The sequence below is a fragment of the Endothiovibrio diazotrophicus genome, assembly GCF_054657215.1.
The window spans coordinates 39,459-51,756 of record NZ_BAAHXB010000007.1 but is presented as its reverse complement, the minus strand read 5'-3'; the positions used below and the strand labels follow the sequence as shown (position 1 = coordinate 51,756).

General features: G+C 65.8%; 10 protein-coding genes. 4 read left to right on the top strand and 6 right to left on the bottom strand.

The window, feature by feature from the left end; all coding sequences use genetic code 11:
- Window positions 1–8: 8 nt before the first annotated feature.
- The 3 genes from lolA to ald all read right to left on the bottom strand — a co-directional run bounded on the left by lolA (window position 9) and on the right by ald (window position 4,387).
- Window positions 9–641 (bottom strand): outer membrane lipoprotein periplasmic chaperone LolA, encoded by a 633-nt coding sequence (gene lolA, locus ACYQ2W_RS03525; protein ID WP_459863268.1) that lies wholly within the window; start codon window positions 639–641, stop codon window positions 9–11.
- Between the two features lie 215 nt (window positions 642–856).
- Complete coding sequence (locus tag ACYQ2W_RS03520; RefSeq protein WP_459863266.1) at window positions 857–3,166, bottom strand: DNA translocase FtsK; 2,310 nt, start codon at window positions 3,164–3,166, stop codon at window positions 857–859.
- Window positions 3,167–3,319: 153 nt separating this feature from the next.
- Entirely contained in the window at window positions 3,320–4,387 is a 1,068-nt protein-coding gene (gene ald, locus ACYQ2W_RS03515; protein WP_459863263.1) for an alanine dehydrogenase, read from the bottom strand.
- A gap of 152 nt (window positions 4,388–4,539) precedes the next feature.
- Here ald and trxB point away from each other — a divergent pair, with 152 nt between their 5' ends.
- Entirely contained in the window at window positions 4,540–5,487 is a 948-nt protein-coding gene (gene trxB, locus ACYQ2W_RS03510) for a thioredoxin-disulfide reductase (RefSeq protein ID WP_459863261.1), read from the top strand.
- Window positions 5,488–5,662: 175 nt separating this feature from the next.
- Here trxB and ACYQ2W_RS03505 read toward each other — a convergent pair whose 3' ends face one another.
- A complete protein-coding gene (locus ACYQ2W_RS03505) occupies window positions 5,663–7,360 on the bottom strand; it encodes a two-component system response regulator (protein ID WP_459863259.1) in 1,698 nt (565 codons plus the stop codon).
- Window positions 7,361–7,370: 10 nt separating this feature from the next.
- Window positions 7,371–7,682 carry an Hpt domain-containing protein gene (locus ACYQ2W_RS03500; RefSeq protein WP_459863257.1) on the bottom strand — a complete coding sequence of 104 codons (312 nt, stop codon included), beginning with the start codon at window positions 7,680–7,682 and terminating at the stop codon, window positions 7,371–7,373.
- A gap of 185 nt (window positions 7,683–7,867) precedes the next feature.
- On the opposite strand from ACYQ2W_RS03500, the gene aat reads away from it, so the two are divergent.
- The 3 genes from aat (at window position 7,868) to infA (ending at window position 9,876) form a co-directional block, all read left to right on the top strand.
- Window positions 7,868–8,563, top strand: a complete 696-nt coding sequence (gene aat / locus ACYQ2W_RS03495) for a leucyl/phenylalanyl-tRNA--protein transferase (protein WP_459863255.1) — start codon at window positions 7,868–7,870, stop codon at window positions 8,561–8,563.
- A 233-nt stretch (window positions 8,564–8,796) separates the two neighbouring features.
- Window positions 8,797–9,543: an arginyltransferase gene (locus ACYQ2W_RS03490; protein ID WP_459863253.1), complete on the top strand. Its 747-nt coding sequence runs from the start codon at window positions 8,797–8,799 to the stop codon at window positions 9,541–9,543.
- Between the two features lie 114 nt (window positions 9,544–9,657).
- Window positions 9,658–9,876, top strand: coding sequence for a translation initiation factor IF-1 (infA, locus tag ACYQ2W_RS03485; protein WP_459863251.1), 219 nt, complete (start codon window positions 9,658–9,660; stop codon window positions 9,874–9,876).
- A 154-nt stretch (window positions 9,877–10,030) separates the two neighbouring features.
- On the opposite strand, the gene clpA is transcribed toward infA, so the two are convergent.
- On the bottom strand, window positions 10,031–12,295 hold the full coding sequence (gene clpA / locus ACYQ2W_RS03480) for an ATP-dependent Clp protease ATP-binding subunit ClpA (protein WP_459863249.1): 2,265 nt from the start codon (window positions 12,293–12,295) through the stop codon (window positions 10,031–10,033).
- Window positions 12,296–12,298 lie beyond the last annotated feature (3 nt).

Sequence of the window (12,298 nt, the reverse complement as noted above, 5' to 3'; positions counted from 1 at the left end):
CGCCGTGGTCAGCGACCGGCACCGAGGACGTCCACCCCCGGCGGCGGGACGAAACGGAACAGCCCGGCGGGGAGGGAGGGATTTCGCTCCACATCGGAGAAGGCGATGCGGGTGGTCTGACCGAAGCTGTCGACGACTTCCATCAAGGTCAGTGACTCCCCCTTGAAGGTGAGGCGGATGGTATCGAATTGCCCCTCCCGCTCCTTCGGCGTCAACTCCACCCGCTGGGCCCCGCCGAGGGGGGCGATCTCGACGATGTCGAAGCGGCTCTCCAGCGCCTCGCCGCCGGTGAGCAGGAAGGCGGGAGTGCTGCCCAACCCCTCCTCCAGGGGCTTCACCGTCACCTGCTCCAGGTCGGTGTCGTAGAACCAGAGCTTCTCGCCATCGGCGACGATCTGCTGGCGGTAGGGTTGCAGGTAGTCCCAGCGAAAGCGGCCGGGGCGCTGGATCGCCACCGTTCCGGAGGCGTGTTGCAGCGCCCCCTTCTGGCGGTCGAAGAGCTCCTGGGTGAATTTCGCGCGCAGGGAGTGGACCTGATCGAAGAAGGCGTGCAGGGCGTCGGTCGCCTCGCCGGCATGGGTCGAAACATTGGCGACGATGCCGGTCAGCAACATGAAGGCGGAAAGGAGAATTCGTTTCATGGGTGGGTGCCGTTCACTGGACGTGGGTCGATGAATGGTAGGACGTGCCGAAACGGGCGCGCGGCGATCTCGGGTGAAAGGTAAAAGGTTAAAGGACCTTCGATCAACACCATCGCGTCATCAAGGCTGCGCTGCGCGGAAAGCAAGGTGTCGAATAGGGCACGGTCTCTCTTCCCTTTGACCTTTGACCTTTGACCTTTCGCCTTTGACCTGAACTAGTCCCCCACCGGCGGCGGCGCCAGCACCTCGCGCGAACCGTTGGAGGCGACCGGGCTGACCACCCCGGCGAGTTCCATCGCCTCCACCAGCCGCGCGGCGCGGTTGTAGCCGATCTTCAGCCGCCGCTGGACACCGGAGACCGAGGCGCGGCGGGTCTCGCAGACGATCTGCACCGCCTGATCGTAGAGCGGATCGCTCTCCGCGTCGCCGCCCTCGCCCGTCGCGCCGTCACCGCCCCCGCCCTCGACCTCTACGTCGCGCAGCACCTCCTCCAAATACTGCGGCTCGCCGGCCCGTTTGAGGAACTCGACGATCTTGTGCACCTCGTGATCGTCGACGAAGGCGCCGTGGACCCGCTGCGGGATGCCGGTGCCGGGGGGAAGGTAGAGCATGTCGCCGTGGCCGAGCAGGGTCTCGGCGCCCATCTGGTCGAGGATGGTGCGCGAATCGATTTTGGAAGAGACCTGGAAGGCCATGCGGGTGGGAATGTTGGCCTTGATCAGGCCGGTGATCACGTCCACCGAGGGGCGCTGGGTGGCGAGGATCAGGTGGATGCCCGAAGCGCGCGCCTTCTGGGCGAGGCGGGCGATCAGCTCCTCGACCTTCTTGCCCACGACCATCATCAGGTCGGCGAACTCGTCCACCACCACCACGATGTAGGGGAGCGCCGTCAAGTCCGGCGGCGGCGCCTCGGGATCGAGCGCCTCCTCCGGCTTGTAGAGGGGGTCGGGGATCGGCTCGCCCTTCTCGGCCGCCTCGCGCACCTTGCGGTTGTAGCCGCCGATGTTGCGCACGCCGAGGGCCGCCATCAGGCGGTAGCGCCGCTCCATCTCGCCGACGCACCAGCGCAGCGCGCTGGCCGCCTCCTTCATGTCGGTGACCACCGGGGTGAGCAGATGGGGGATGCCGTCGTAGACCGACAGCTCGAGCATCTTGGGGTCGATGAGGATCAGCCGCACCTCGTTGGCCGACGACTTGTAGAGCATCGACAGCAGCATGGTGTTGACGCCCACCGACTTGCCCGAACCGGTGGTACCGGCCACCAGCAGGTGGGGCATCCGCCCCAGGTCCGCCACCACCGGCTCGCCGGCGATGTCCTTGCCGAGCGCCAGGGTCAGCGGCGACTTGGCGTTGTCGTAGTCCGCCGAGCGCAGGATCTCGCCGAGGGTGACCAGCTCGCGCTCCTCGTTGGGCACCTCCAGGCCGATCACCGACTTGCCGGGGATCACCTCCACCACGCGCACGCTGATCGCCGACATGGCGCGAGACAGGTCCTTGCTCAGATTGCTGATCCGGCTCACCTTGACGCCGGGGGCCGGCTGCAGCTCGAAGCGGGTGATCACCGGGCCGGGGCTCACCTCCACCACCTCCACCTCGACGCCGAAGTCGCGCAGCTTGTGCTCGACCAGCCGCGACATCGCCTCCAGCGCCTGGGGCGAGTAGCCGAGGCTCCCCTCCGGAGGATCATCCAGCAGGGTCAGCGGCGGTCGCTCCCCGGCCCCCACCGGTTCGAACAGCTCGATCTGCCGCTCCTCCTCGACCCGCTTGCTCTCCTCCACCTTTTTCTTCGGCGGGGCGATGACCACCTCGCGCTTCGGCTTGCTCTTGGCCACCTCGAATACCGCTTCACGCTCGGCCCGCGCCCGCTCCCCCGCACGCGTCTCCCGCCGCTGCGCAATTTTCTCGCGGACCCAGGCGACGGCACGCAGGGTCACCCCGCCGGTCCAGTCCATCAGCCACAGCCAGGAGAGGTTGGTGAAGAGGGTGATGCCGGTGAGGAAGAGCGCGAGCAGGAACAGGGTGGCGCCGAGGAAATTGAACACGCCCACCAGCCCGCCGGCCACCAGATCGCCGAGGATGCCACCGGCATTGAGCGGCAGCACGCCCGGCGGCAACGGGTGGTGGAGCACCGCCAGGGCGGTGCCGCTGCACAGGGCGAGAATGAAACCGAACCAGGAGATCGCCAGCACCGCCGGCCGGAACCCCTCCACCGAGCGGAAACCGCGATAGACCAGCAGCGCGCTGTAGCCCACCATGATCGGCACCAGATAGGCCATGTAGCCGAAGAGGTAGAAGAAGATATCGGCAAACCAGGCGCCGACGATACCCGCCGAGTTGACCGCCTGTTCGCGCAGCCCGCTGTGGGACCAACAGGGGTCGCCCGCGTCGTAGGTGACCAGCGCGATGAACAGCACCACCGCCAGCGCGCCGATCAGCCACAGCCCCGCCTCGCGCAGGCCGCGAACCATCCGCTCCGGGAGGATCACCTTCTCCGGTTGCTGCTCTTTAGCGGCTGCTTTCGCCATGGTTCCTGTGGTCTGGGGGAGAGATCGCGCCGAACGCGAAGAGAAGGAAATGCGTGTACGGGCGGTATCTTACCGGAAGGAGCTGAGGCATTACACCACCCCGCACCGGCGACGGTGGAAAATGGACAGGCCATCACAATCTCCGTGGTGAACTCAGCCCCCGAACTCGGCCACCAGCGCCGGATGGACGAAGGCGCCGTCGGCGACGTTGATGCCGGCGGCCAGCGCCGGGTCCGCACGCCACTCGGGCGCCAGCAGCCGCAGCAGATAGGGGATGATCGACGCCGACAGCGCCTGCGAGGCGGAGCGGGGCACCGCGCCCGGCATGTTGGTCACCGCAAAGTGGGTCACTCCGCCCACCTTGTAGGTGGGGTCGGCGTAGTTGGTCGGGCGGGTGGTCTCGACGCATCCGCCCTGGTCCACCGAGATGTCCACCACCACCGCCCCCTCGTTCATCCGCGCCACCTGGGCGGCGCTGACCACACTCGGCGCCCGCCGTCCGGGGAGCAGTACCGCGCCCACCAGCAGGTCGGCGTTCTCCACCGCCCGCTCCACCTCGTCGGGATAGGGGTAGAGGGCGGTGACGTTGGGTCCCAGCGCACGCATCTGCTCCAGCTTGCTCCGCACCCGGTCGAAGACCGTGACGTTGGCACCGATCGCCGCCGCCATCGCCGCGGCCGCACCGCCGGCCACCCCGGCGCCGAGCACGGCAACGTTGCCCCGTTCGGCGGCCGGCAACCCGCCCAGCAGGATCCCGCGTCCCCCCTGGGGCTGGTGCAGCAGATGGGTGCCGATCTGCACCGACAGCCGCCCGGCGATGTCGCTCATCGGCGCCAGCAGCGGCAGCCCGCCCCCCTCCTCCACGGTCTCGAAGGCCACCGCGGTGAGTCCGATGCCGAGCAACGCCTCGGCCAGCTCCCGCTCGGCGGCCAGGTGGAGATAGCAGAAGAGGCGGTGATCCCGGCGCAGCAGCGGCAGCTCCGCCGGCTGCGGCTCCTTCACCTTCACCACCAGCTCCGCCTCGCCGTAGAGCCCCGCCGCGTCGTCGACGATACGCGCCCCGGCGGCACGGAACTCCTCGTCCCCGTAGCCGCTCTTCAGCCCCGCCCCGCCCTCCACCAACACCTGATGACCACGGGCGACCAATTCCGAACAGGCCGCCGGCACCAATCCGACCCGCCCCTCCAGGGGCTTGATCTCTTTGGGAATTCCGATACGCATGACACTCACCGATGGTTGACCTTTCAATCCAGTATACCCCTGAGGCAACGACTCGCCCCGCTCCTGGAATCCGATTAGAATGTCGCGATTTACTCGCGGCCCCCTCCCGGCCTGCGCCGAATGTTCCCCATTGCGAAGGAGTACGACCCCCCATGAGCGACACCAAGCACTGCCGCCTGCTGATCCTGGGCTCCGGGCCCGCCGGCTACACCGCCGCGGTCTACGCCGCCCGCGCCAACCTCAATCCGGTGATGATCACCGGCATGCAGCAGGGTGGCCAGCTCACCACCACCACCGAGGTGGACAACTGGCCCGGCGGCGCCGAGGGGCTCACCGGCCCGCAACTGATGCAGGAGATGCTGGCCCACGCCGAGCGTTTCAACACCGAGGTGATCTTCGATCAGATCAGCGGCGCCGATCTCTCCCGGCGTCCCTTCACCCTCACCGGCGACAACGGCACCTACACCTGCGATGCACTGATCGTCGCCACCGGCGCCTCCGCCATGTACCTGGGGCTCGACTCCGAGGAGAAGTTCAAGGGCCGCGGCGTCTCCGGCTGCGCCACCTGTGACGGCTTCTTCTACCGCGGCCAGAAGGTGGCGGTGGTGGGCGGCGGCAACACCGCCGTGGAGGAGGCGCTCTACCTCTCCAACATTGCCGCCGAGGTGACCCTGATCCACCGCCGCGACACCTTCCGCTCGGAGAAGATCCTCATCGATCAGCTGATGGACAAGGTGGAGAACGGCAACATCCGGCTGGAGCTGTTCCACGAAGTGGACGAGGTGCTCGGCGACGACGCGGGGGTCACCGGCGTGCGGATCAAGAACAACCAGGACGGCTCCACCAAGGAAATCGAGGTAATGGGGCTCTTTATCGCCATCGGCCACAAACCCAACACCGGCCTCTTCGAGGGGCAGTTGGAGCTGGATCACGGCTACATCGTCACCCGCAAGGGGCGCGACGGCAACGCCACCGCCACCTCGGTGGAGGGGGTGTTCGCCGCCGGCGACGTGGCCGACCCGATCTACAAGCAGGCGATCACCTCGGCCGCCTCCGGCTGCCAGGCGGCGCTGGACGTGGAGCGCTTCCTCGAAAATTGATTGTTTCCCGTCCCCACGAAAAAGCCCCGCCGTTGGCGGGGCTTTTTCGTGGGGACGGGAAACAATCAAAATTCAAACGGAAGGCTTCGACCGCCGCGGCCCCACTCCCCGACCGATACGACGTCAAACAGCCACGAGCGCTGGACGAGGCCCCTTTGACCTTTCGCCTTTGACCTCACTTGGCCACCTGCGTCCGCGCGCCTTCCGGCAGGCGGTGGAAGAACTGGTAGTGGTCGCGGCCGTGCTCCTTGACGTGGTACATGGCAACGTCGGCGTTGCCGATCAGGGCATCGACGTCGCGGTCGCCCTTGGAATAGAGGGCGATGCCGATGCTGCCCCCCAATTCACAGCGGTGGCCAACCACCTCCACCGGCTCGTCAAGGCGGGAGAGGATCTTCTGCGCCACCGTTTCCACGTCCTGCTCGTCGATCACGTTCTGCAGGATGATGACGAACTCATCCCCCCCCATCCGCGCCACCGTATCGGTTTCGCGCACGCAACTCTTCAACCGCCACGCCACCTCCTGGAGCACCACGTCACCCGCCTCGTGGCCATAGCTGTCGTTGATCGGCTTGAACTTGTCGAGGTCGATGAACAGCACCGCCATGTCGCTGCGCTGCCGGCGCACCCCGGCGATCGCCTGCTCCAGACGGTCCATCAGCAACATCCGGTTGGGCAGTCCGGTGAGCATGTCATGGGTCGCGAGGTGCTCCAGCCGCTGCTCGGCCAGCTTCAGCGCGGAGATGTCGGAGAAGATGCCGACATACTGGGAGACCCGCCCGTGGTCGTCCTTGATCGCGCTGATCGAGAGCCACTCAGGGTAGATCTCGCCGTTCTTGTGGCGGTTCCAGATCTCCCCCTGCCACTGCCCTTCACTGAGCAGACACTCCCACATCTGGCGGTAGAACTCGGGCCCCTGGCGCCCCGACTGAAGGATGCTCGGATTGTGTCCCAGCACCTCCTCCTCGGCATAGCCGGTAAAATTGGAGAAGGCGGGATTGACCGAGCGGATGCGCGCCTCGGGGTCGGTGATGATGATCCCTTCGAGGCTGTTCTCGATCACCTTGGCGGAGAGTTTCAATCCCTCCTCCGCCTCACGGCGGTGGGTGATGTCCTGGAAGGCAACCACCGAGCCGGTGAACCGCTCGTCCTCCATCAGCGGCGCCGCCACATACGCCACCGGGAAGCGGCTGCCATCCTTGCGGATGAAGTGGTCGTCATCCTCGCGCAGCACCTTGCCGGCGCGGTTGGCGTTCATGATCGCACACGCTTCGTAGGCAACCCGCCCGCCATGATCATCCAGGAAGTGGATCACGTCGTGGACCCGCTGCCCCACCAGCTCCTCTTCGCGCCAACCGAGCAACCGCTCCGCCTCGGGGTTCATGAAGGTGAGCCGCCCCTCCGGATCCATCACATAGAGCCCCTCACCGAGGGCCGAGGTGATCTGGCGCATGCGCCGCTCACTGTGCTTGAGCTCCGCCTGGCTGCGCTGAACGGTGATGGTGGCATTGATCCGCGCCACCATCTCCACCTTGTTGATCGGCTTGGTGATGTAGTCGACGGCCCCGGCGGAGAAGGCGGCGTTGAGGGCCTTCGGCCCGGTATTGCCGGTGACCATGATGATCGGGGTGTCGCGCAGACGATCATCCGCCTTCAGCCGCGCACAGGCATCGATGCCGTCGATCTCCGGCATCATCACGTCCATCAGCACGATGTCGACCGATTGGCCCTCCCCCCCCCCTTCGACGCCCAGCAGGCGAAAGGCCGCCTTGGCCGAGTCGGCGAACACCAACTCACCGAACCCCGCCTTGGTGAGGATGGTCTTCAGCAGCAGGCGATCATCAGGGGAATCATCAACGACGAGGATTCTCATACCGGGAGACTCACTCCTCGTAGGTCACCTCGACCCTCGCCAAGTAGTCCCGCAGATCATCGATCTGGGTTCGGATCGCCTCCGCATCGCTCCCCTTGGCAGCCGTCTCCAGGGCGAACCCGATGTCGGTGATATGATCGAAGCCATACCCTCCGCCACTCCCCTTCATCCGGTGACCAAGCACCCGGATGGACTCGAAGTCCCCTGCCTCCACCGCCGCGCCGATCTCGACGATATCCTTCCGACGGTTCTCCAGGTAACCCGGCACGATATCCTCCAGATCGGCATCCACCACTACCACAATCTTGTCGTCTGCACTCATGAGCCCTACCTCGATCGCCTCTGTCACGGAAATTCCTGTCCCGCGAACCGGCCGGGAGTCATCGTTTATTATTGCGTTCCTTCTCGTCTATTATGCCTAAGCGCCAACGAGATTCCAGCTACTGTCTCCAGTAAAACGGACAACCCGAACCCGGATTATTCGGACAACCTACGACGATTTTCCCCATGATTCCGTGGCTCGACCCAACCCGCCCGACCCAGCCCTTTCCGCCGCTCAGCTCGGCGCTCGCCGAACCGGACGGGCTGCTCGCCGCCGGCGGCGACCTCTCGCCGCAAAGACTGCTGCGGGCCTACCGCAGCGGCATTTTCCCCTGGTCCGAGGAGGGTCAGCCGCTCCTCTGGTGGTCCCCCGACCCACGCGCGGTACTGCGCCCGGAAACGCTGAAGGTCTCCCGCAGCCTGCGCAAGCGGCTCAACCGGGGTGAGTACCGGGTCACCTTCGACACCGACTTCGCGGCGGTGATGCGCGCCTGCGCGGAACCGCGGGAGGGACAACAGGGCACCTGGATCACCGGCCAGATGGTGACCGCCTATTGCCGATTGCACGAGGAAGGAGTCGCCCACTCGGTGGAGTGCCGCTTCCAGGAAGAGCTGGTGGGGGGGCTCTATGGCGTGGCGCTGGGACGGGTCTTCTTCGGCGAATCGATGTTCAGCCGCCGCAGCGACGCCTCCAAGGTGGCCCTGGTCCACCTTGCCCACAAACTGCTGGCGTGGGACTACCGGTTGATCGACTGCCAGCTCAGCTCCAGCCACCTGCGCAGCCTCGGCGCCGAGGAGATCCCGCGACAAGAGTTCGCCGCGCTGCTGGACCGCTGGTGTGACGTCGGCGGGCGGGGCGGAAAGTGGGATCACGCCGAATGATGTTCCCTGCGGCCATAGGGGCCCGCGAAAGAATAACTTCCTGTTTTGGGACGCCGATCCATCCTCTCCGGCGGCGTTGCGCAAAGGGTTGCATACAACGAGTATGCGCCCCTTTGCGCGTCTTGCCGGAGAGGCGTCTCGACGCCCCAAAACAGGAAGTTATTCTTTCGCGGGCCCTAGAGACGAGACGCCCCCCGTTCACCCATTCAACATTGACGACTCCGACCTGAACGATGCGCCGCGAAGAGGACATTGCATTCTATCTCGGCCAGGAGCACCCCTGCTCCTACCTGGAGGAACGGGTTGCCCGCAGCATCTTCCTGGACCCGGAACGGGACCCCGATCGCCGTCTCTACAGCGTCCTGGTGGACCACGGATTCCGCCGCAGCGGCCGCTACGTCTATCGTCCCAACTGCGGCGGCTGCAACGCCTGCATCCCGCTACGCCTGCCGGTGGCCCGCTTCCAGCCCTCGCGCCGCGATCGCCGCACCTGGAAGGCCAACCGGGACCTCACCGTGACCGCCCATGAGCCGGCCTTCAGCGACGAGCGGTTCGACCTCTACCGCCGTTACCAGGAGGCGCGCCACCGCGACGGCGGCATGGACGACCCTCGGCCGGAGGAGTTCCTGCGGTTTCTCGACGCCCCGTGGAGCCCGACCCGCTTCCACGAGTTCCGTCTGGGGGGAAGGCTTCTCGCAGTGGCGGTGACCGACCACCTCGAACAGGGACTCTCCGCGGTCTACACCTTTTTCGACCCCGACGAGGCCAATCGTGGTCTCGGCAATCTGGCAGTACTGTGGCAGATCGAAGAGGCGCGGCGCACGGGACTGCCGTTCCTCTATCTCGGCTACTGGATCGCGGAATCGGCGAAAATGGCCTACAAATCCCGCTTTCGCCCGGCGGAGACGTTCCTCGACGACGCCTGGCACCCCCTCGACACGCCCCCGGATTCGGCCGCCAACGCGCCGTCCATCGGATAGCCGCGCCCCCGATTCTCGGATGGACGGGGCACCGTGGAGCGCTCCCCCTTGTTTTGCGGCGAGAATTCCCGATAATAACGCGCCTACTTTTCCGCATTAGGATTTCCAATTCGCATGGCGAAAGAAGACGCGATCGAGATGCAAGGCGTGGTGATCGACACCCTGCCCAACACCATGTTCCGGGTGGAGCTGGAAAACGGTCACGTGGTGACCGCCCACATCTCCGGCAAGATGCGCAAGCATTACATCCGCATCCTCACCGGCGACAAGGTGACCGTGGAGATGACCCCCTACGACCTCAGCAAGGGCCGCATCACCTACCGCAGCCGCTGATCCGCGGTCGCGGCTCCGCCGCATCGTCGAAGGCCCGAACGACGAAAACCGCCGGGGCGCACCCAGCGCCCCGGCGGTTTTCGTGCGCCCCGGGAAAGACAGATGACAGGTGAAGAGTGGGGCGCCTCTTCCCTGTCACCCGTCACCCGACGTTTCAAACCGTCTCCGCCTGCTGCCGCGGCGCATGCTCCTCGATCTCGAAGGAGAGTTCGCCGTCCTCGACATCGACATAGGCATACCCCCCGCCGACCAGACGACCGAACAGCAGCTCCTCGGCGAGCAGCCGCTTGATGTTCTCGCGAATCACCCGCGCCATCGGTCGAGCCCCCATCTTCGGGTCGTAGCCCCGCTCGGCGAGCCAGTCGCGAGCCGCCTGACTCACCTCCAACTCCACCCCCTTGGGTTCCAACTGGGCCTCCAGTTCGATCAGGAACTTCTCCACCACATTGTCGATGGTGGAGGCGTCCAGGGCCTTGAACTGGACCACCGCATCGAGGCGGTTGCGGAACTCCGGCGAGAAGCCGCGGCGAACCGCCTCCATGCCGTCGCTGGAGTGGTCCTGGGCGGTGAAGCCGATGGAGCTGCGGCTGATGTCGGCGGCGCCAATGTTGGAAGTCATCACCAGGATGACGTTGCGGAAATCGGCCTTGCGCCCGTTGTTGTCGGTCAACGTACCGTGATCCATCACCTGCAACAAAAGGTTGAAAACGTCGGGGTGGGCCTTCTCGATCTCGTCGAGCAACACCACCGCATGAGGGTGCTTGATCACCGCCTCGGTGAGCAGCCCACCCTGATCGTAGCCGACGTAGCCGGGGGGAGCACCGATCAACCGCGAGACCGTGTGGCGCTCCATGTACTCCGACATATCGAAACGGATCAACTCGATGCCGAGGATGGTGGCGAGCTGCCGGGTCACCTCGGTCTTGCCGACGCCGGTGGGGCCGGCGAAGAGGAACGAGCCCACCGGCTTGCGGGTATCACCGAGCCCCGAACGGGACATCTTGATCGAGGTGGCGAGGGTATCGATCGCCTCGTCCTGACCGAACACCACCATTTTCAGGTCGCGCTCCAGGGTCTTCAGCGACTCCTTATCGGAGGCGGAGACACTCTTCGGCGGAATCCGCGCCATCTTGGCGACGATCTCCTCGATATCGGCGACGCCGATATTCTTCTTGCGCTTGGAGACGGGGCGCAGGCGGAGCTTGGCGCCCGCCTCGTCGATCACGTCGATCGCCTTGTCGGGAAGGTGGCGATCATTCATGTAGCGGGCGGAGAGCTCGGCCGCCGAACGCAGTGCCGGCAGCGAGTACTTCACCTCGTGATGCTCCTCGAAGCGGCTCTTCAACCCCTTGAGGATGCGGAAGGTCTCCTCCACGCTCGGCTCCTCCACGTCGATTTTCTGGAAGCGACGGGCCAGCGCGCGATCCTTTTCGAAGATGCCGCGGTACTCCTGGTAGGTGGTGGAACCGATGCAGCGCAGCTCACCGGAAGCAAGTAGCGGCTTGATCAGGTTGGAGGCATCCATGGTTCCGCCAGAGGCGGAGCCGGCACCGATGATGGTATGGATCTCGTCGATGAAGAGGACCGCCCCCTCCTGCCGCTTGAGCTCCTTGAGCAGCCCCTTGAGCCGCTTCTCGAAGTCGCCGCGATATTTGGTGCCGGCCACCAGCGCGCCCAGATCGAGGGAGTAGATGGTGGCATTGAGCAGCACCTCCGGCACCTCCCCTTCGACGATCATCCGCGCCAACCCCTCGGCGATGGCGGTCTTGCCGACGCCCGCCTCGCCGACGAAGAGCGGGTTGTTCTTGCGCCTCCGGCAGAGGATCTGCACCGTCCGCTCCACCTCCTCGCGACGGCCGATCAACGGATCAATGCGCCCCTGGGCCGCCACCTCGTTGAGGTTCACCGCGTAGGCCTCCAACGGATTCTGGGCGGGGGAGCCGCCATCCTCCTCGGTGGGCGCGGGGCGAGGCCCCTCCTCCTCCGGCGCCTTGGAGATGCCGTGGGAGATGTAGTTGACCAGATGGAGCCGGGTCACCCCCTGGCGACCGAGCAGATAGACCGCCTGGGACTCCTTCTCGCCGAAGATCGCCACCAGCACGTTGGGCGGGGTCACCTGCTCGGTACCGGCCGACTGCATGTGCAGCGCCGCCCGTTGCAGGACCCGCTGGAAACCGAGGGTGGTCTGGGTATCGCGGTCGTCGGCGGCATCCAGCCGCGGGGTGTTGCCGTCGATGAAGTCGGCGAGCTCCACCCGCAGGGTATTGACGTCGGCACCACAGGCACGCAAGGCATCGGCGGCGGACGGGTTGTCGAGCAACGCGAGCAGCATGTGCTCGACGGTGATGAACTCGTGACGCTTCTCCCGCGCCTCCTTCAAGGCGAGGTTGAGGGTAAATTCCAGTTCTTTGCTGAGCATATT